Origin of the sequence: Rothia nasimurium, from assembly GCF_928381415.1 — a bacterium.
Taxonomy (GTDB): Bacteria; Actinomycetota; Actinomycetes; order Actinomycetales; family Micrococcaceae; genus Rothia; species Rothia nasimurium_H.
The window spans coordinates 55,422-76,293 of the sequence record NZ_CAKMSF010000003.1; the positions used below are offsets into that span (position 1 = coordinate 55,422).

At 60.3% G+C, this 20,872-nt stretch carries 17 protein-coding genes; 7 read left to right on the forward strand and 10 right to left on the reverse strand.

Annotated features, from left to right (window positions below; translation table 11 throughout):
• Nucleotides 1-11: 11 nt before the first annotated feature.
• Nucleotides 12-728 carry a glutamine amidotransferase gene (locus tag L7A20_RS03850; RefSeq protein ID WP_237222465.1) on the reverse strand — a complete coding sequence of 239 codons (717 nt, stop codon included), beginning with the start codon at nucleotides 726-728 and terminating at the stop codon, nucleotides 12-14.
• A 35-nt stretch (nucleotides 729-763) separates the two neighbouring features.
• Nucleotides 764-1,606, reverse strand: a complete 843-nt coding sequence (locus tag L7A20_RS03855; RefSeq protein ID WP_237222466.1) for a hypothetical protein — start codon at nucleotides 1,604-1,606, stop codon at nucleotides 764-766.
• A 221-nt stretch (nucleotides 1,607-1,827) separates the two neighbouring features.
• On the opposite strand from L7A20_RS03855, the gene clpB reads away from it, so the two are divergent.
• From clpB to L7A20_RS03890, 7 genes are all read left to right on the forward strand, one after another.
• Complete coding sequence (clpB, locus tag L7A20_RS03860; RefSeq protein WP_237222467.1) at nucleotides 1,828-4,416, forward strand: ATP-dependent chaperone ClpB; 2,589 nt, start codon at nucleotides 1,828-1,830, stop codon at nucleotides 4,414-4,416.
• Between the two features lie 165 nt (nucleotides 4,417-4,581).
• Complete coding sequence (locus tag L7A20_RS03865) at nucleotides 4,582-5,514, forward strand: Sir2 family NAD-dependent protein deacetylase (protein WP_237222640.1); 933 nt, start codon at nucleotides 4,582-4,584, stop codon at nucleotides 5,512-5,514.
• Nucleotides 5,515-5,985: 471 nt separating this feature from the next.
• Nucleotides 5,986-6,309 carry a carbohydrate-binding domain-containing protein gene (locus L7A20_RS03870; protein ID WP_237222468.1) on the forward strand — a complete coding sequence of 108 codons (324 nt, stop codon included), beginning with the start codon at nucleotides 5,986-5,988 and terminating at the stop codon, nucleotides 6,307-6,309.
• A 317-nt stretch (nucleotides 6,310-6,626) separates the two neighbouring features.
• On the forward strand, nucleotides 6,627-6,833 hold the full coding sequence (locus L7A20_RS03875; protein WP_237206020.1) for a DUF3073 domain-containing protein: 207 nt from the start codon (nucleotides 6,627-6,629) through the stop codon (nucleotides 6,831-6,833).
• 960 nt (nucleotides 6,834-7,793) lie between these two features.
• A complete protein-coding gene (locus L7A20_RS03880; protein WP_237185106.1) occupies nucleotides 7,794-8,132 on the forward strand; it encodes an endonuclease domain-containing protein in 339 nt (112 codons plus the stop codon).
• 200 nt (nucleotides 8,133-8,332) lie between these two features.
• Nucleotides 8,333-9,364, forward strand: coding sequence for a phosphodiester glycosidase family protein (locus L7A20_RS03885; protein WP_237222469.1), 1,032 nt, complete (start codon nucleotides 8,333-8,335; stop codon nucleotides 9,362-9,364).
• Between the two features lie 5 nt (nucleotides 9,365-9,369).
• A complete protein-coding gene (locus L7A20_RS03890) occupies nucleotides 9,370-10,608 on the forward strand; it encodes a bifunctional glycosyltransferase family 2/GtrA family protein (protein WP_237222470.1) in 1,239 nt (412 codons plus the stop codon).
• A 79-nt stretch (nucleotides 10,609-10,687) separates the two neighbouring features.
• On the opposite strand, the gene purM is transcribed toward L7A20_RS03890, so the two are convergent.
• From purM to L7A20_RS03930, 8 genes are all read right to left on the reverse strand, one after another.
• Nucleotides 10,688-11,830, reverse strand: coding sequence for a phosphoribosylformylglycinamidine cyclo-ligase (purM, locus tag L7A20_RS03895; protein WP_237222471.1), 1,143 nt, complete (start codon nucleotides 11,828-11,830; stop codon nucleotides 10,688-10,690).
• On the reverse strand, nucleotides 11,831-13,558 hold the full coding sequence (gene purF, locus L7A20_RS03900; protein WP_237222472.1) for an amidophosphoribosyltransferase: 1,728 nt from the start codon (nucleotides 13,556-13,558) through the stop codon (nucleotides 11,831-11,833). It lies immediately after the preceding gene.
• Between the two features lie 155 nt (nucleotides 13,559-13,713).
• A complete protein-coding gene (locus L7A20_RS03905; protein WP_237222473.1) occupies nucleotides 13,714-14,085 on the reverse strand; it encodes a hypothetical protein in 372 nt (123 codons plus the stop codon).
• A gap of 26 nt (nucleotides 14,086-14,111) precedes the next feature.
• Complete coding sequence (locus L7A20_RS03910) at nucleotides 14,112-15,200, reverse strand: Abi family protein (protein WP_237222474.1); 1,089 nt, start codon at nucleotides 15,198-15,200, stop codon at nucleotides 14,112-14,114.
• A 91-nt stretch (nucleotides 15,201-15,291) separates the two neighbouring features.
• Nucleotides 15,292-15,687: a sterol carrier family protein gene (locus L7A20_RS03915; RefSeq protein ID WP_237222475.1), complete on the reverse strand. Its 396-nt coding sequence runs from the start codon at nucleotides 15,685-15,687 to the stop codon at nucleotides 15,292-15,294.
• Nucleotides 15,687-16,685, reverse strand: coding sequence for an asparaginase (locus L7A20_RS03920; protein ID WP_237222476.1), 999 nt, complete (start codon nucleotides 16,683-16,685; stop codon nucleotides 15,687-15,689). The genes L7A20_RS03915 and L7A20_RS03920 overlap by 1 nt, the downstream gene beginning before the upstream one ends.
• Before the next feature lie 149 nt (nucleotides 16,686-16,834).
• A complete protein-coding gene (locus L7A20_RS03925) occupies nucleotides 16,835-19,882 on the reverse strand; it encodes an MMPL family transporter (RefSeq protein WP_237222477.1) in 3,048 nt (1,015 codons plus the stop codon).
• 38 nt (nucleotides 19,883-19,920) lie between these two features.
• A complete protein-coding gene (locus L7A20_RS03930) occupies nucleotides 19,921-20,628 on the reverse strand; it encodes a TetR/AcrR family transcriptional regulator (RefSeq protein WP_237194998.1) in 708 nt (235 codons plus the stop codon).
• Nucleotides 20,629-20,872 lie beyond the last annotated feature (244 nt).

Sequence of the window (20,872 nt, forward strand, 5' to 3'; positions counted from 1 at the left end):
ACCACAGACCCTTAGAACCCTAGCTTCTTCAGCCAGCCGGTGAGTACCTCGGTGGCGGCCGCAGTGAGTTTTTCGGCGTAAAGGGAGGCTTCGCGGCGAATGACCGCCACATCCTGCTCTGAGGCCCTGATGTAGTCGGCGTAGGCGATGAGCCACTGCTCGATGTGGCGGGGGTTGACCTCAAGATGGAACTGGAGAGCCAGCGCGTAGGGGCGCCCCGCGGCGTCCTCTAGGGTAAAGGCCTGGTTCTCGCACATCTGGGTGCGGGCTAGGCTAAGGGAATCTTCGGGCAGGGTAAAGGCATCGCCGTGCCAGTGGAGGACGGGGGTGTTGCCCAGTGGCGCGAGAACAGATTCTTTCCCGGCTTCGGTAAGTTCCACCGGGGAGTAGCCCAGCTCAATGGCACCGGTGGGGTCAACCTGGGCTCCTGCAGCTAGAGCGATCTGCTGGGCGCCCAGGCAGATGCCCAGGACTGGTTTCTGTGCGGCGATACGCGCCCTGATGAGTTCTACTTCTTCAAAGAGGAAGGGGTAGTCCTGGGTGTCGTTCACGCTGATGGGAGCGCCCAGAATAACCAGCAAATCCGCCTCGCGCACCTCGGGGGTGTTGAGGGCGTCAATGCCTGCGTCACGGTATTCGACGGTAAAACCGCGTTCGGTCAGTAAATCTTCAAAGATGCCTAAATCTTCAAAGGCGACGTGGCGAATAGCGTAGGCGGTGCGGGTCATGGTTCTCCCTGTATGTGAAGCGATTGACAGATAGCTTACCTGAGGGAGGGGCCTACCTTATAACCGCTGGACGCAAGACTCTGCCCGCCTGCCAAGAGAAGGGCAACCAGTAAGGCCGCTATGAGAAGGGGCATGAAGGGGAGCTCTACGCCGAAGGCAAGGGCGGCTTCGCTGGATGGGGAGGCTACTAGCAGGGCTATGTGGGTGGCAGCGTAGGCACCCACTGCTAGGAACAGTGGTAGCCCCATCGGGTAGCGGGCTAGAACCAGCAGGGCAGCTGCGATAACCCAGCTCATGGCGACCCCGCTCAGGCCCCACTGGAGGAAATAGAGCGGAGCGAAGAAGGCCAGAAAGAGCGGGGTAAGGGCTTTCATGCCGAGAACCTGAGGTAGAGAGCGGGCCAGGGCTGTGAGCATGATGAGCGGTGTGAGCGTCAGGCTAAGCGAGAACAGCCCTAGCCAGAGGGCATAGCGGTCGACGAAGTGTTCGGTGATGCCGTAGAAGGGGGCTGAAAATGTCCAGCCGAGATGCTGTTCGGCTAGGGCAGGGAGGGCATAGGCGACGGCAAGGAGGCCGAGTAAGGCGGACGTAGCGAGGGCTACCCAGCCGTAGGTGGATTTGATAGGACGGTCTTCCCCGGCTTCGGTTGATGGGGTGAGTGTTCGTAGCACCCGACTGGCAATGAGGTAGAAGATGAGGGCCGCGGGTAACTGTAGGGCCACAAGGCCCGCAAAAATAGGGCCGATAATCGTGAGATAGGCCGGAGAAAAGAGGAGGTAGAGGGGCGCTGCCAGGGTGGCGATGGCAGTGAAGAGGAAGGTGCCCCAATAGAGCCGGTGCGGGGCGTAGAGGTAGGACGGCGGATGTGAAGAAAACATGGGAGTCCTCCATCGGTTGGTAGTTGGCAACGTGAAGCGGACTTCCTGTTTAAATCTAGTTCAGAAATATTAGGCAGGTCAACGGCTGGCCAATGCTGGGTGTGAAAAAGTTCTTGTAAACATCTAGTGTAAATAAGTTGAGTGTAGTAGACTCAAGTTAAAGCTGAGTGGAGTACACTCAAGTATGAACGAACTACCTACGCAAAAGGTAAAGGAGAACAATGAACGCACAATTTACAACCAAGAGCCAAGAAGCGCTCTCGGCAGCCAACATGAATGCCCAAACCGCGGGCAACCCCACCCTAGACACCTCCCACCTACTCAAGGCCCTCATGGACCAGCGCGAGGGAGTAGCAGTGGCCGTCCTTAAAACCGCAGGTCTCGACGTTGATGCCATCTCCCTGGCAGCGTCCACCGAGATTTCTAAACTCCCTAAGGTGCAGGGTGCCTCAGCCGCCCAGGCCCAGCCGAGCCGCGCCGTCCTAACCGCCATCCAAACCGCGCAAGCCAAGGCAGCCAAGTTCGGGGACGCCTACATCTCCACCGAAATCCTGCTGCTGGCGCTCGCAGCGGGGAACGACGCCACCGCCCGCGCCCTACAGCAGGCCGGGGCCACCGAAAAGACCATTGAAGACACCATCCCAACCGTGAGAGGAGACCGCACCGTGACCACCCCCGACCCCGAAGGCACCTTCGGCGCCCTAGAACAGTACGGCACCGACCTAACCGCCGTTGCCCGCGAAGGAAAACTTGACCCCGTCATTGGGCGAGATAGCGAAATCCGCCGCGTCATCCAGGTGCTCTCCCGCCGCACCAAGAACAACCCCGTGCTCATCGGCGAACCCGGCGTCGGTAAAACCGCCGTCGTTGAGGGCCTGGCCCAGCGCATGGTCTCGGGGGACGTGCCCGAATCCCTGCGCGGTAAGACCCTGATCTCCCTCGACCTGGGTGCAATGGTCGCCGGTGCCAAGTACCGCGGCGAGTTCGAAGAACGCCTCAAGGCGGTGCTGGAAGACATCAAGAAGTCCGAAGGGCAAATCGTCACCTTCATCGACGAAATCCACACCGTCGTTGGAGCAGGTGCCTCCGAAGGGTCCATGGACGCCGGCAACATGCTCAAGCCCATGCTGGCGCGCGGCGAGCTGCGCCTGATTGGCGCGACCACCCTCGATGAATACCGCGAAAACATCGAAAAGGACGCCGCCCTGGAGCGCCGCTTCCAGCAGGTCTACGTGGGTGAACCCAGCGTCGATGACACCATCGGTATTCTGCGCGGCCTCAAGGAACGCTACGAGGCCCACCACAAGGTTGCTATCGCAGACTCCGCCCTGGTGGCTGCCGCCAATCTGTCGAACCGCTACATTCCCTCGCGTCAGCTGCCCGACAAGGCCATCGACCTGATCGATGAGGCCGCCTCCCGCCTGCGCATGGAAATCGACTCGGCCCCCGAAGAAATCGACGCCCTGCGCCGCGCCGTTGACCGCCTGACCATGGAAGAACTGGCCCTGGCCAACGAGACCGACCCCGCTTCCGTCGAACGTCTGGCCGCCCTGCGCGCAGATATGGCCGACAAGAAGGAAGAGCTGGACGCCCTCAACGCCCGTTGGGAAGCTGAAAAGGCCGGTCTTAACCGCGTCGGTGACCTCAAAACCCAGATCGACGAGCTGCGCTCCAAGGCAGAAGTCGCCCAGCGCGAAGGCAACCTGGCTGAAGCCTCCCGCGTGCTCTACGGCGAAATCCCCGCCCTCGAAGCCGAACTTGCCGCAGCCCAGCAGGCTGAGAACACCGCGTCCGAAGAGTCCATGGTCTCTGAAGAAGTGACCGCCGACGACATCGCCGAGGTAATCTCATCCTGGACCGGCATCCCCGCCGGGCGCATGCTCCAGGGCGAGTCTGAGAAGCTCCTGCACATGGAAGACGAACTGGGCAAGCGCCTGATCGGCCAGAAGAAGGCCGTCACCGCCGTGGCCGATGCCGTGCGCCGCTCCCGCGCAGGCATCGCCGACCCCGACCGTCCTATCGGCTCCTTCCTCTTCCTCGGCCCCACCGGCGTCGGTAAAACCGAGCTCGCCAAGGCCCTGGCTGAGTTCCAGTTCGACGACGAACGTGCCCTGGTACGTATCGACATGAGCGAATACGCCGAAAAGCACGCTGTTGCCCGCCTGGTCGGTGCCCCTCCCGGGTACGTCGGCTACGAAGAGGGTGGCCAGCTCACCGAAGCTGTACGCCGCCGCCCCTACTCGGTCGTGCTCCTCGACGAGGTTGAAAAAGCCCACCCCGAGGTCTTCGATATCCTGCTCCAGGTACTCGACGACGGACGCCTAACCGACGGGCAGGGACGTACCGTGGACTTCCGCAACGTCATCCTGATCCTGACCTCTAACCTGGGCTCCCAGTTCCTGATTGACCAGAATCTCGACGACGAAGCCCGCAAGAGCGCGGTCATGACCACCGTGAACGCCAGCTTCAAGCCGGAGTTCCTCAACCGCCTGGATGAGGTCATCATGTTCGAGCCCCTCTCAGCCGATGACCTGGCCTCCATCGTGGGCCTGCAAATTGCCTCGATGGCCCGCCGACTGGAAGACCGCCGCCTAACCCTGGAGGTTACCGCCGCCGCCACCGAGTGGCTGGGTCTTGCCGGCTACGACCCGGCTTACGGTGCGCGTCCGCTCCGCCGCCTCGTGCAACGCGAAATCGGCGACCGCCTGGCCAAGGGAATCCTGGCCGGTGCCATCAAGGACGGCGACACCGTACGCGTGGACGTCAACCCCGACGTCACCGTCGACGGGCTGGTCGTCACCGCCGAATAAAAGCCGGGAATAACCCTATTGTTTCTCTCTTGACCCTACGGATTATCTCGGGGTCAAGAGAGAAGCGATAGGGTCTTTGTCTTTTAAACTGGAAGAGTGAACCAGTCCCAGCCCCGCCCCGTACCCAACACGCTCGATACCCGCTTTGCCGGGGCGTCCGCGTCCATCACCGCACACGCCGATATCGCCGCCACCCACGCGGCCGCCCTGCGCTCCATCGACCGGGTGGTGGCTGAAACAGCCCAGCCCACCGACCCGCAGGTAGCGGCGGACGGCGTCCTGCAGCTCCTGCGTGACGGGCAGGTTCTGGTGCTCACCGGGGCAGGAATTTCCACAGGCTCAGGGATCCCTGACTACCGCGGCCCCGCCGGGTCCCTGCGCAACCACCGGCCCATGACCTACCAGGAATTCCGTTTCGACGAGGTGGCGCGGCAGCGCTACTGGGCCCGCTCCTTCGTGGGCTGGCGGCAGATGAACCGGGCCCGCCCCAACACCGCTCACTACCTGCTCGCAGACCTCGAAGCCCAGGGGTGCCTTGCCGGGCTGATTACCCAAAACGTGGACGGCCTGCACACCGCAGCCGGCTCCCGTACAGTCGTTACCCTGCACGGGGATCTTTCCCGCATCGAGTGCCTAGACTGCGGGGCGGACGAGGGGCGCACCTCTCTTGACTCCCGCATCGAAGCCGCCAACCCCGGCTACCTCGAACGCCTCGCCAGCACCACCCTGCAGGTCAACCCCGATGGGGACGCCGACATCGACGCCCGCTTCATCCAGGATTTTCAGATGGTCGGCTGCCTGGCCTGCGGCTCAACCAAGCTCAAACCCGCAGTGGTCTACTTCGGCGAACCCGTTCCACCTGCCCGCAAGCAGGCCGTGAAAGAACTGGGGGAGCAGGCACGCTCCCTGCTGGTGCTCGGCTCATCCCTGGCCGTGATGAGCTCCTACAAAATCGCCCTCGACTTCGCCCGCGCGGGCAAGCCCATCGCCGTCATCAACCAGGGCCCGGGCCGGGCGGACGCGCGTGCCACCTATCTCTGGCGCGCCGACGTCACCGACGCCCTTTATGCCGTTACAGCCCCGCACGAAGGCGTCTAAAGTTTTTCTTCTGTGAGTTTCACCAGGTAAAAGGCACTAAAGGGGATGTCTGTAGGTGCCCATAAGTGAAGGCTAAGTACAACACAGGCTAAACACAGACTCTGAGAGAACACTGGTTATCAAGCAAAACAAGACCAGATACACCCCTCGGAGAACCCCGTGAACACCATCATCACAGCAGCCGCCCTCGACCTCGTCGCCATCCTGATTCTGTGCGGCATGTACGTCACTCGCCACCGGCTCCCTTACCAGCGTGCGCTAGGGGTCAGTGAGCGAGCAGGACGCCCGCACCCGCTTTACTTGCCAGGGGCAAGGAAGCCGGGGTGGGCGTCCTTATTTTTACCTTTTGACAAGGGGAAATAAAAAAGTTTGGCATGCATAAGTTCAAGCTAAGTTCACCACAGCTTAAACATAGCTTCGCCCACCAGACTGTTAACAACAGTCCGAACAGAGCACGACAGAAAGACCGCCATGACTGCTACAGCCTTCACCCAGAACACCGCCACCCTGGCCCCGGCCCACTGGCCCGGCATCAGCCTGGACGAGCTGAACGCCAAAGCAGCCATGCAGACCCGCGTTGACCGCAAGTGCATCGTCGACGGCCTCTACGCCCGCACCGACCTGACCCTGGCCGGTGAAGGTACCCTGAATGTCACCGGTAACTACGGCGACGGCATCGCCAGCGGCGACGGCCTCACCATCAGTGTCAACGGCTCAGAGGCCGGTACCGCTAACGCAATCTCCGGTGCTGCCGCAGGTGGCATGGGTGGTATGGCACCCGGTGGCCGCCCCTAAAGCCCCATAAACTCAGCCGGCGATAACGACACTCGCAGCCTAGACCTTCGCCGGCTGCCTTACCGCTCCGCGTCACCTCTTTCTGGTCTGGTGATGCGGAGCTTCTCTTTGCCGGGAGAGGCTCTATGTGAAATAAAACGACCGTTCTCTATATTTTTGTGGTTTTTAGCAGTTTCTTACATCTCATGTGGCGAACAGGCAAGCAAAGACGCGCAAAAACATGTACCCTTAGATACAGAAAAGACTGAAAGTTTTTCTGGCACACCCCTGCGCGCACGCGGGTGGCCAGATACGAGCGATAAAGAGGGGGTCTCGCCATGGGGCGCGGCCGTCAGAAGGCTAAAGCAACTCGGCAGGCTCGGGAGATGAAGTACTTCAGCCCCGACACCGACTACACTGCACTCGAACGCGAACTGAGCAAGAGCACCAGCTCTCAGCCTAAGACGTCTGGTTATCAGTACGATGACGAGGACGACTACGCAGAATACGCAGATAAGTACGCCGACGATTATCAGGAGAAGTAACCCGCGTAGCACCACGCGGGTTCTTCCCGTCTCTTTTTCTAGCCCGCCACCGCCCGCCGGTGGCGGGCTTTTGTATGGGCGGGGGCGCAACATGTTGTGGCTACCGCCAAATGTGGCGGTGGCGCCGCCACACTTGGCGGTCAGTGCCACAGTTAGAAAAGGGTTAGCGGTGTAGGCGCGGACGTCCGTGCTCGGCTAGGCGCGTCGCGCAGAGTCGTCTGTCTTCGCGGCTCCTGGAGCAGCGCCGATACTTGCAAAGCTGTCAAGCCCTGTGGACGATTCTTAACACATAGCGAGGCCGCTACGACATACAGGCTGATAAGAGCAAAAAATAGCTGAAGTTATCCACAGATTTACCGCCCCCTCTAGAAAACGCGAGGTCTGGTGGTCAAGGTAGTGGGTATGAGCAGGATATACGATCAGATCAAAACCTCATCGGAGCTGAAAGACGAAGGTATCAGCTCGTCCGAAATTTCTCGGCGGTGTCGACGGGGTCTACTGTATAAGATCGCGACCAATGCCTATACGCCGGTGCAGACGTGGCAGAGCTGGGACGGCCGTCACCGGTTTATGGCTCAGCATGTGGCGTTTATGAAGACGCACCCTCAGTATGTGCTGAGTCATTCATCTGCAGCTCTTTGGTGGGGAGCACCTTTATTAGAAGCACCCGCGAAAATGTGGGTGAGCAGCGCTTCTTCTGCTGTGCGGTCAAAACCGGGTGTACATGTGAGTAGGTCGCGCAAAGAGATCTGTGACCAGGCAGTACTGAATCAGGGGCTAGCTGTGACTACGCCTCTTCAGACGATACTTGACTGCTGCCAGAGTCTTCCTTTTTTGAGTGCTTTGTGCGTTGCGGACTATTTTCTGCACCACCGTTTGGTGCCAGCTGCCGAGCTGCGGAGTGCCCTGCTCAAAAGCAGCGGTAGGTATTCGAAACAGCGTCAAAAGATAGCTGAGTATATGAGCGAAAAATCTGAGTCGCCTGCAGAGACGGTTGCACGGTATCTGGTGATGTCGTGGGGTCTGTCTCGGCCTGAGGAACAGAAAGTTATTTGGGTGGGGCAGCGGTACTATCGTCCTGATTTTTTGTGGGAGGATGCCAAGGTCATCCTGGAGGTCGATGGAGACGTGAAGTATTCGGGAGCTTATGGGCAGCCGGATCATGTGCTTCAGAAGGAGGTTATTCGTCAGCGTGACCTTGAGCTGCGAGGCTATCGTTTTGTGCGTGTTAGGTGGAGCGACCTGATGAATAACCCTGAGCTTGTGCGAAAGAATCTGGTGGATAAGGGCGTCCGCTGATGGGCGTGGGCGCAACATGTTGTGGCTACTGCCAAATGTGGCGGTGGCGTCACCACATTTGGCGGTTAGCGCCACAGCTAGAGAAGGGTTAGCGGTGGGTGCGGACGTCCGTGCTCGGCTAGGTACGCTCAGTTGCAGTCACAGCTGGGGCATAGGTTAGACAAGCCTTCGTCATGGGTTAGCCGCCCATAGTTGAAGGTATGAACAACAGCGCAGACCAGAACATCGAACAAAACCCGCAGCAGACCCAGGCAGAGCAGAAGACCAGCTGGGTCAAATCCAAAACCACTCGACGTACCGCCCTCATCGGCGGCCTGGGCCTCTTGGGCACTGCAGGTTTGGGTAGCGGCTGGGCTTACAACCGCTACCTGCGTGACCACACTGAAATCGCAGACGTAGCCGCCTACGAGGCCCAGGCTGCCTCGAACAGCACCACAAGCGCCGCGGCGTCCGACACCGAACTGACCAACATGCAGGTAACCGACACCGGCGTCACCGCAGATAACGGCTCTATCGCCCTGAATACCATCGTGCTCAACGAGGGCACCAGCGACCAGATCACTGCCTATACCGCGGAGGTTAAGCTGGGGTCGGCGAGCATCCTGCGCTCGGCCTTCGCCAACAACCAGTTCGGCCTGAACATCGTGCAGAACCCCAGCGAAATGGCAGCGGCTCACAATGCTATCTGGGCTATCAACGGCGACTACTACGGCTTCCGCGAAACCGGCATTGTGGTGCGTAACGGCGTGGTTTACCGCGACTCTCCTGCCCGCACCGGTCTAGCCTTCTACGCTGACGGCAGCGTCAAAATCTACGACGAAACCGCCACCACCGCCCAGGCACTCGTTGATGAGGGCGTGCTCAACACTCTCTCCTTCGGCCCGGCACTGGTAGAGAACGGCGCAATCCTTGACGGCATCGAGGACGTCGAAGTCGACACCAACTTCGGTAACCACTCCATCCAGGGCGAGCAGCCCCGCACCGCGGTGGGCGTCATTGGCACCAACCACCTGCTCTTCATGGTGGTCGACGGCCGCTCAGAAGGCTACTCTCGCGGTGCCACCATGACCGAACTGGCCCAGATGATGATCGACGCTGGCTGCACCACCGCCTACAACATCGACGGTGGCGGCTCATCGGTCATGATTTTCAACGACTCACTGGTCAACAACCCGCTCGGTAAGGGCGAAGAACGCGAAACCAGCGACATTCTCTACATCGCAGGAGCCTAAACGCCATGCTGATTCTGATTCCCGCCTACAAGCCCGATACCTCCCTAGTGCGTCTTATCGACGATATAGACGCCCGTGCTCACGCCGAGGGTACCAGTGCCCGCGTGTCGGTGGTCAACGACGGCTCCGGCTCAGACTTCGCTCCTGTCTTTGAGCAGGTCGAACAGCTGGGTGCCCGGCTAGCCCCTGCGCCTTCGGTCGAGCGTCGTTTTGCCCGGTCTGGGCTGGTATCGGTGACTGTGCTGCACCTGCCCGCTAACGGTGGTAAGGGTGCAGCGCTGCGGGCGGGAATCACCTGGGCTCAGGCTGAGGCACCCGGTGAGGTTATCGTGACCGCGGACGCTGACGGCCAGCACCTGCCCGCCGATATCCTGGCCGTGGGTAGGGAAGCGGCGGCGCAGGCGTCCGCCGGGCAAAAAACCCTGGTGATGGGCGTGCGAACCATTGCCGACCCCACCGCCCCCGAGACCCGGGTGCAGCTGCGCTCCCGGGTGGGCAACGCCCTGACCGCCGCCCTGTTTGGCTTGTCGACCGGGCAGAAACTGGCTGATACCCAGACCGGCCTGCGCGGGCTGACCCCGCAGATTCTGCCCTGGGCGCTCGATCTGCCCGGTGACCGCTACGAGTATGAGTTCAATATGCTGCTGCGGGCCTCGCGCTTTGGGGTTCAACTGACCCAGGTGCCGATTACTAAGGTTTACGAGCCGGGTAACCCCACCAGCCACTTCAACCCGGTCCGGGACTCCCTGCGGATTTACGCGCCGCTGCTGGCCTTCCTGGCGGCAAGCTTCTCGGGCTTCATCATTGATACGGTGGCCCTGATGGTGCTGGTTGCCCTGGGTGCGCCCCTGCTCCTGGCGGTGGTGGGGGCTCGCGTGACCTCGGCCCTGTGTAACTTCGCTCTTAACCGTATCGTCATGCACGATGGTGGGCCCCGCCCGCAGACCCACCACTCCCTGGGACGCTATGCGGTACTGGCTGTGGCGATTCTGGCAACTAATACGGCCCTACTTGAAACCCTCACCTGGGTGGGGCTACCCCTTTTGGTGGCTAAGGTACTCGTTGAGCTGGTACTTATCCCGGTGAGCTTTGCGGCGCAGCGCCGCTGGGTTTTTGCAGATCAACAGCAGGCTGAACAGAAAAACAGCCGGACAGAACAGCATAAGAGGACGGACGCGGCCCTCACCTCGGCTGCATCAGGAGAGCAGATAAATGGGCCGCAAGCCCCGTTTAAGGTTGCCTAAGACCCAACAGGTACGAAAAATGGTGGTGGGCCCGGTCAAAAAGACCGGGGCCACCACCATTTATGTGTTTCTGTAAAACCTACTTGTAGGCCCCCAGCAGCACCGCAGCGCCGCCGTCCACGCCCTTAGCGCCCTGCACATAATCGGGGTTGGCCTTGTGCTCGCCAGAATCCTTCTGCACGGTACCCAGTACCCAGGAGGGCAGACCGCGCTGATTCAGGCGCTCAACGGCCGCATCAGCAACCGACGGGTCAACCACAGCAATCATGCCCACACCCAGGTTGAGGGTGCGTTCCAGGTCAGCCTGGGGCACAGAACCCAGCTCACCAATCAGCTTGAAAATTGCCGGAATCTCCCAGGTCGAACGCTCCACCACACCCACGGTACCTACCGGCAGCACGCGGGCCAGGTTAGCGGCCAGACCGCCACCGGTCACATGCGAGAAGCCGCGTACGCCCGAACCGGTCTGGCCGTCCTCACCGTTCACGGGGAAAGCCTCAATCAAATCTAGGCAGTCAGCGGTGTAAATGCGGGTGGGCTCTAGCAGCTCCTCGCCCAGGGTACGGCCCAGCTCAGCCACCTCACGCTCGTACTCCCAGCCAGCAACCGAGAGCACCTTGCGCACCAGGGAGTAGCCGTTGGAGTGAATACCGCTGGAGGCCATAGCAATCAGCACATCGCCCTCACGCACGCGGTCGGGCCCCAGCAGCTCGTCAGCCTCAACGATGCCGGTAGCGGCACCTGCCACGTCGTACTCGTCCTCAGCCAGCAGGCCGGGGTGCTCAGCGGTTTCACCGCCCACCAGGGCGGTACCAGCCAGGGAACAGCCCTCAGCCACACCGCGCACAATATCGGCAATGCGCTCGGGCACCACCTTGCCGGTGGCAATGTAGTCGGTCATAAAGAGGGGGCGGGCACCGGTTACCACGATATCGTCGACCACCATACCCACCAGGTCATGGCCAATGGTGTGGTGGATATCGAGCTTCTGGGCAATTGCCACCTTGGTGCCCACACCATCGGTGGAGGTCGCCAGGTAGGGCTTACGGTAATCCTTGAGCACAGACAGGTCAAAGAGGCCAGCAAAGCCGCCCACACCGCCAACCACACCGGCCCCGTGAGTTGCCTTGACGGCGTCCTTCATCAGCTCAACAGCGCGGTCGCCCGCCTCAACATCTACACCAGCCGAAGCGTAGGTAACTGCGTTCTGGTTCTCGCTCATTTAGCGGGCCTCTCGGTCAGTGCCGGTAGAATCGGCAGGAATCGTATCTTGGGGAAGGACTAAATCTTCAAGGTCTGAATCGGGGCCAGGCTCACAAGAGCCGGTGCCCGATGACGCCACCGGGGCACCATCAAACTTGTGCTCCAGCGCCTCGGTGCCGGGGCGGGTTTCGATAGACACCGCCTTGGCCTTAGAAGGCTTATGGGCAACAGGACGCTCCACCGTCACCTCAGCCGCGGTACCGGCCAGCGGGCCCCCCTTGGAATCATCAAAGATGGACTTGCCGCGGCGGTCTTCGCTGGGCAGCTCGATGGGGTACTTACCGGTAAAGCAGGCGGTGCACAGACGCTCGCGGGGCTGCTCGGTAGCGGCAATCATGCCCTCTTCTGAGATGAAGCCCAGGGAGTCTGCGCCCAGCGACTTACCGATCTCTTCAATAGTCAGGCCGTTAGCGATCAGCTCGGAGCGCGAGGCAAAGTCGATGCCGTAGAAGCAGGGCCACTTGACCGGCGGTGACGAAATCCGTACGTGGACCTCTTTTGCGCCGGCCTCTCGCAGCATGCGCACCAGGGCCCGCTGGGTGTTGCCGCGAACGATAGAGTCGTCAATCACGACCAGGCGCTTACCCTCGACCACCGAGCGCAGGGGGTTGAGCTTGAGCCTAATGCCCAGCTGGCGGATGGTCTGTGAAGGCTGAATGAAGGTACGGCCCACATAGGCGTTCTTCACCAGGCCGTTGCCGAAGGGAATGCCGGATTCCTCGGCGTAACCGATCGCCGCCGGGGTGCCGGACTCGGGCGTGGGCATGACCAGGTCAGCCTCTACATGGTGCTCACGGGCCAGCTGACGCCCCATCTCAACACGGGATTCGTAGACACTGCGGCCCGAAATCGTGGTATCGGGTCGGGCCAGGTACACGTACTCAAAGACGCAACCGGCGGGTTTGGCTTCGGCGAATCGCTGGGAGCGCAGGCCGTCCTCGTCGATGGTGATGAACTCACCGGGCTCTACCTCGCGCACGAAGGACGCACCGACGATATCGAGGGCAGCGGTTTCTGAGGCGATAACCCAGCCGCGGTCAAGACGGCCCAAGACCAGCGGACGCACGCCCTGGGGGTCACGCGCGGCGTACAGGGTGTGCTCGTCCATGAAAACCAGGCAGAAGGCACCTGAAAGGGTGGGGAGCAAATCGAGGGCAGCCTCTTCCAGGCTGTCAAAGTCGTGGTCTTTCAGTAGGGCAGTGACCAGGGCGGTATCGGTCGTATTACCCTGAGCCAGCTCGCCGCGTTCGGGGCGCTTGCCGCCGTTCTTAGCCAGCAGGCGGTCGTAGAGGTCTGCTGAGTTAACCAGGTTGCCATTGTGGGCCAGAGCCAGGGTGCCGTGGGGGGTATCGCCCAGGGTCGGCTGGGCGTTCTGCCAGATGTTGCCGCCGGTGGTGGAGTAGCGGCAGTGGCCGATGGCCATATGGCCGGTCATGGAGTTGAGGGTGACCTCGTCAAAAACCTGGGAGACCAGGCCGATGTCCTTGTAGACGTTCAGGTGTTTGCCGTCGCTGGTGGCGATACCGGCTGACTCCTGGCCGCGGTGCTGCAGGGCGTAGAGGCCGTAGTAGGTGAGCTTGGCGATATCTTCGCCGGGAGCCCATACACCAAAGACACCGCATTCGTCTTTAGGGCCGTGATCAACAGGGTCAAGGTCGAAGGAGAGTTTTCCGTCAGGACGAGCCAAAGCAGGTTTTCCGTCTCTTGTCGTGGGGTGGTTATCTCGCTGTGCAGCATGAGGTAGCGCACGTGAGCGAGCGAACATATCAAGTGTACCTGCCCGATGCGCTGCTGATAAGTAAAGCCCACCGTGTGAGCATTTTTCTCACGGGTGGGCTTTGGCTAGTCTTGGCTGCTGACGGCTTGGTAGGTGGTGGTGTGCTTGGTGGAGCGCTTATCGAGAATCAGGGCTACCACGATGGCAGCTGCGGTGCACAGGGTGCCAAAGAGAACCGCCATCACGCCGTAAATTGCACCGAAGGTGTAGTTGGGGTTCTCCGGGCCTAAGGCAGTGACCACAAACGCGACAATCAGGCCAATGAGCAGCCCTGTAACTGCAAAGGCAGGGAGAGAGGGGGCACGGCGCACGGTGAGATTGGCGCGGTCGGGCGCGGAAGCCGGAGCGAAGTGCTGGCCGGGGGCTGCCTGTTTGTCTGCCTCGGTGAGAGGAGCAGCAGGTTCAGTGGGGCGGCGGAATCTCGACAGAATGCTCATAACTACTAACCTTACCAAGGCTAGATTTATAAATCGTCTGTTGTCTGTGCCAACTCTAAAGCATGGAGAGACGTATATCTTTGACTTTGTGTATATGCGCTTCCGCGACCGTGACGCTCGTGTTTAATGGGATGGTTAAGGGTTCTATGCTCACCGTGGGGAGGTTTTTCGTCGGGTGATGAAAGGATAAAAACCTGGTAACGACCACCTTCCCAACCTGCAGCGCGGGCAGCCAAGATAGCGTTACCAAGTTTGCGTTCATTTCGGTTGTTGCTTGCTGTGAGCTGCTCTGCGTGTTCTTCAGACCAGGGCACATCATCACGTTTAAATTTGATTCGTGCTACTTCAGGCTTAATCTCTTTCTCCGAGTAAAAGGCTATATATTTGACGTCCTTGAAGGATCTCCCGGCCTGGCACACGTAGATATGGTGGTCGCAGTAGAGAGGCCAGGCGTCCTTCCCTGCTACCACAACGGTGTCTTCTGAGTTTACGGGCTTCTCTGCGTAGATAGTATGAACTCTCGATACAGATCGCATCCAGTTCTCGAACTGCGGGTCTATATAACCAGCCAACTTAAAGATTCTTGTAGCTTCAAAGAGAATGTCTGTATTAAGCAGAGAATCGTGGTGGGCGATCCTATTTCTAAATTTTCTTACAGCTTCTAGCTCTACAGCGACAGATTTACGCTTCCCTTGGTAGGCGTACGGAAATGCTTTATGCAGGCACTTTTTCCATAGCTCATCGTATTTGCTTCCCAGCAGTCCAGACCAGAAGCCAAAAGAAAGAGATGCTGAAATCTGCTCCCGGTTATTTTGATGTACTTCAGGGAGCCGATTCCGCCCTGTTGCTATCATTTCAGCGATTTGATGATTGATGAGAGGCTGGGAAAAAATCCAAGGAATACTTGAAGGGCTATGCTCGTAGTGTTCTCTGAGCGCATTATCGATGGAATTGCGCACTCCTACTTCGAGGTAGGCAATCAGCTCAAAACAAGTGCTCGCCATGCGGTGAATCCAGGTGTAAAGTTCCAGTGCTTCGGGAGCTGAAGCTGTTTGCGCCCTATAAGGTGAGAGACGGGGCTCAGAAAGGAGTTCCAATATTTTTGTAATGTCCATCTCATTTTTGTTAGGCATGTGGTCATGGTACCATGAGTATGAACGCCCCGGTGTGGCCTCTGCCTTGAGTAAGCTCCCGGGGCTTTTATTTTTATAGAAGCGGTAGGTAGTCGCTCAAATCAGCGCGCAGCCCAGAAGCTGAAATAGCGGCCGCTGATTCCTGCCAGCTGGCATAACCCAGGGTGATAGCGCACCAGGTGAACGCATCGGTTTCAACCACATTGGGCGGAGTACCGCGGGTATGGCGCGGCCCGGCAATACACTGGGTCACCCCAAAAGGCGGCACACGCACCTCCACCGAATTGCCAGGGGCAAGGGTCGCCAGCTCCTCGAGCAGAAAACGGACGGATGCCGCCCGCACCCCGCGCGACAGGGCAGCAAAAGCCGCCGCGCGGGCGTCCTCATTCTCTGCCCCCTCAAAAACCTTCCGTACCTGAGTAACGGCAGCGAAGCCGTCCGCCTCGGAAATCTTGCGGCGAATCGCCATTAGAGCAGCCCCTCAAAAGCCGCACCGGGCTCGATAGAACCCACTGGCTGCCCGCCACCGGTGATGGGGAAAGTCGTGGCTGTAACCGCGCGGTCAGCGACCCCGCCCTCAAGAAAACCGGCGGCCTGGAGCGCCCGCACCGCCACCAGGGAAGCAGCCCTGTTAGAGCCGTCAAGCATCTTCAGCGCCACCGATGCGCCAGAGCGCAACCCAATAGCCAGCACGCCCTCAGCCCCGCGCTTGACCACAGCGTCGAGGGTCTCAGCCAGCACCGTATCGGAGCCGCCGGTGGCGTGGACGTACTCGGGGTAGTCCACCATGGCCGTTGCGACGGTGGCTGCGCGGGCATCAGCTCTGATGTTCTCAACCGCCGAGCCCAGGGTGGAATAGGCCCGGGCAAGGCCCACCAGCGAGGTAGCAGCAACAGGGGCACCGCAGCCATCGACAGTCACATGCTGGGGAGTTTCACCCGTGAACTCCTCAATAGTCCGAAGTACCAGCTCCTGCAGGGGGTGGTGCGGGTCGGTGTAGTTATCTGTCGACCAGCCCGACTTCACACAGCCCCACAGAAAGGCCGCGTGCTTACCGGAACAGTTAAAAGCCAGACGCTGCTTGTCGTGGCCGGCCCTTACCAGGGCGTGGTAACTGGGCTCATCAGCAGGCCAAGCAGGAGGGCAGAGTAGCGCATCGGCGGTCAGCCCGGCCTCAGCCAGCACCGACTGGGCAACCTTCATATGCTCAAAAGAACCGGTATGAGAACCGGCAGCCAGCGCAATCTGGGCCCCCTGCAACTCAGCCCCCGCGTTCATCGACGCAATAGCCTGCAAGGGTTTGAGCGCCGAACGGGCATAGATTAGAGCCTCGGGGGTCCCCAGGCTCAAGGCGGTAGAACCGTCGGGCGCCAGTACGACCAGCGACCCCACATGGCGGGACTCGATAAAGTCACCACGGGTGACGACTGCCAGCTCTGCTGCCTGCTGCGCGGTAAAAGTCTGCATGCCCACCAGTTTACTGGGTAGCCCTGGTTGCTGAAACGAGCGATGCCCGCACTTATTCTGATTCATCCGCAACTAGTTGCGGGTTTTTCAGAATAAGTGCGGGCATCTACCGACTGGCCTTGCGAGATGAGCCGGGTGCGGCGTCCTCGCTACTGCTCTTTCTGCTGCTCAGAAAGAGCCTTGAGCGCCTCGCGGGCTGCGCGGGCAGCTCGCTGCGCCTCATCCTGGGCCTCGTCTGCCGCTGCTAGAGCCTGATCGGCAGCAACCACAGCGGCCTGGGCCAGAGCACGCGTGGACTCAACCGCCACAACCTGGGTGGGGCTGACCGGACGCTCCGACGCGGACGCCAGTTGCTGAGTGGGTGCCGGGGCAGCCACTTCGTGCCGAGCGTCTTCCGCCGGGGCGGACGTCCGCGCTTCAGTAGGTGCGGGGGTTGCAGTAGGTGCCGGGGCAGCCTCTTCCTCGTGGGCCTGAGCTTCGAGCTTGGTGCCTTCAACGTCCAGGTCAGGGAGCAGGCGGTCGAGCCAGGCGGGGAGCCACCATGCCTTTTCACCCAGCAGGTACATGAGCGCCGGAATCAGGGTCATGCGCACGACGAAGGCGTCCAGCAGAACGCCGACCGCCAGCACGAAGCCGATGGAGGCAATCATGGGGTCGCCGGAGAAGACGAAGCCGATAAAGACACCGGCCATAATCAGCGCCGCAGCGGTGACCACGCGGGCGCCGTGATGGTAGCCCACCACAACCGAGGTCTTAGCCCCGCGACCGTGCGAGTAGGCCTCTCGCATGCCCGAGACCAGGAAGAGCTGGTAGTCCATGGCCAAGCCGAAGAGAATACCCACAGCCAGAATTGGCAGGAAGGCAAGCAGCGGGCCGGGGGTTGAAACGTTGAAGAGCTCAGCAACCCAGCCCCACTGGAATACAGCCGTGGTCGCACCGAGCGCTGCCAGTAGGGAGAAGAGGAAGCCCAGGGTCGCGGTGACCGGCACCAGAATGGAGCGGAAAACCAGAATCAGAACCAGCAGCGACAGGCCCATGACCAGCGCAACGTACACCGGCAGAACCTCAGCCAGGTTCTGGGCAATATCAACGGCCATTGCGGTCTGACCGGTGACGCCGAAGGTCACCTCACCGTTCTCGGTTGAGACGGTCATATCACGCAGGGCGTGCACCAGGTCGGTGGTTGACTGGGCATTGGGGCCCTCGTCGGGAATCACCTGGTAGAGCAGGGCGGAGTTATCGTCAGAGATCATGGCGGGAATGACGGCTGAAACGTCGCTCTGATCCAGAAGGTCCTGGCCCACCTCAACCTGCAGAGCCTTAGCCTGTTCCTCGGTGGTTCCCTCGGGCAGGCGGGCTGCTACCACGATGGGGCCGTTCTGCCCCTCACCAAACTTGTCGGCAATCGTGGTGTACGAGATGTAGGCAGCTGAATCCGTGGTTTGAGAGGCACCGGTCGGCAGACCCAAACGCATATCGGTCACCGGCAGGGCGACAGCACCCAGCGCCAGAACCACAGCGGCAACGGTGGCAATCGGCTTCTTCAGGATCAGGCCGATCCAGCCGCGGTGGGCCTCCTCGTGGTCAGCCGCCGCCTGCTTAGCTTCTGCCCGAATGGAAGCCGCCTGGGCGTCGTCCTCGCTGGCAGCCTGAGCGCCAGCCGCAATTTTCGCCCGCTGCTTTTTGCTCAGGACGCGCTCACCCAGCAGAGACATCACGGCGGGGGAGAGGGTGGTGGCTACCGCCACAGCAACAGCAACCGCAAAGGCACCGGCGTTACCCATCACGCCCAGGAAGGGGATGCCCACGACGTTCAGACCCAGCAAGGCGATGATAACGGTGGCCCCGGCGAAGAAGACCGCGCCGCCGGAGGTGCCGGTGGCCAGGGCGATGGACTCCTTCACGTTCATTCCCTTAGCCAGGTTAGTGCGGTGGCGGTTCAGAATGAAGAGGGTGTAGTCGATACCCACAGCCAAGCCCAGCATGGTGCCCAGGGTGGGAGTAGTGGAGGTCATCTCGATGACGCTCGAGAGCGACAGGACGGCCAGAGCCGAGGTTCCCACGCCAATTACGGCCATGATAATCGGCAGCCCGGCAGCGACCAGGGTGCCCAGCATCAGGAAGAGGACGATAAAGGCAATGCCGATACCGATAGCCTCAGCGGTCGCATTCATCGCAGGCTCAACACCCTGCATGTACTGGTCGTAGGTGACGGTCAGGCCGCTATCGGACAGCACGTTGAGTTTTTGCTGGGTTTCTTCGAGAGTTTCTACAGGGATAGAACCGGTCTCAGCATCGAAGGTAACAGAGATAATAGCGGTGGAGTTATCATCAGAAATTGCAACACCGCTCTCAGACATCTGCAGCAGCGCAGCATTCTGCTCGATAGTGCTCTTGCCGCTCTCTAACTGGGAACGGGAATCTTCAAGCTGGGCAAGACCGGCTTCATAATCGGCGCGACCCTGATCGAGCTGGGCCTGGGCCTCTTCCAGCTGGGTGCGGCCCTGATTGAGCTGCTCAGCGGTAGCGTCCAGCTGAGCCCGCTGGGCATCAAGCTGGGCCTGCTGGCCGTTAAGCTCACCAAAAGCTTCCGGCGGAGCACCCTCACCCTCAAGGCGGCTACGGGCCTCGTTCAGCTGATTCTGGGCGTCCTCAAGCTGGGCATAGCCCTCATCGAGCTGCTGCTGACCAGACTCAAGCTCAGCCCTGCGGGAATCAAGCTCAGCCTGCCCCGAATCCAGCTGGTTCTTAGCGCCATCAAGCTGCGCCTGGCCGTCCGCAAGCTGCTGCTCGCCCCCGCTCACCTCAGCCTGACCCGCCTCAAGCTGCACCTGGCCGTCTGCAAGCTGCTGAGCTACAGCAAAGGGGTCGGTGACGCTATCAACGCCCTCAACGGTCTCGGTCTCAGCAACGGCGCTCGCCACAGCAGCCTTCTGCGCATCGGTGAAGGGTGAGCCGTCCTCGGTCTGCACAATGGCAGAACCGGTACCGGCATTGAGATTCAGGTTGAAGGTATCGGTCAGCTCTTCCTGCACTAGCTGCGCCTCGGTGCCAGGAATAGTAATGGAATCGGTCAAATCGCCCTTAAAAGAGGCATAGGCGCCGCCAGCTAGAGCAATCACCAGCGCCCAGATGCCGATAACGGCCCAGGCACGGCGAGCTGCAAAGCTACCGACTTTATAGAGGAACTCAGACATGGCCTGCCGGTTTCCCTTTCGTGTGGTTGTGTTTTCTCTTAAACGGTCTGGTGGGAGGTAACGCTGCCGTCAGCGGCAAATACCGGGGTTCCGGCTGCTACCTGGTTGATATAAGCGTGGATATGGGGCACGAACATCTGGGGTTCGATAACCAGCTGCTTGGTGGGCTCTTCAAAAATGTTCTCTTCAAGTTCTTGAGCGAACCGCACAAAGGCGAAAACGTAACCCATCAGCAGGTTGTAGGCGAAGAGACCAAGGGCTAGTGACTGGTCGAGTGATAGGTCGGGGTAGAGCTGATCAATTTCGCTACAGAGGGCGTTGCAGATATCGCCCAGGGTGAGGGTGACTTCGCGGGCTACCAGGTCAAACTCTTCCTCAACCAGTGCTGCGCCCAGGGTGACAAAGCGGACGAGATCCTGCTGCACCCGTTCGGTTTCTACTGCCTCGTGGAAGTGCTGCACCAGGGCCTGTGGGAGGTCTTCGATGGCGACTCCCCGGGGAAAGGGAGGCTCGTCGATACAGGGTTCGAGGTGGGTTGAGAGCTGGTAGGTCAGGGCGTCTTCGAGTTTTTTGAAGTGGTTGAAGACGGTGCGTTCAGAGACCCCTGCCTGCTCTGCGAGGGCCGAGGCTGTCAGGCCTGCTCGCCCGCTGGTGAGCACAAGGTGTTCGGCGGCTGCGGCAATTTTTTGTTTGGACGCCGTCGAGCGGGCCCTGCGCCGGTCGAGGGGAGGGGTGTGTTTCAGCATGTATTTACAGTAACTGCAATATTGCAGGAACTGCAAATAGTTGGGGTGTGGGGTTGGGCACGGTTGCGGGTTGCTGGGCGTGACTGGCGCGGACGTGGGGCGTTGGGTGCTGGGCGTGACTGGCGCAAGCCTTCCGCATTTATTCTGAAAACACCGCAACTAGTTGCGGGTAAATCAGAATAAATGCGGGGAGATAGTGGGATATAGAAGTTGAGCGGTTTCGACTGTGACCTTCTGTTGCAGT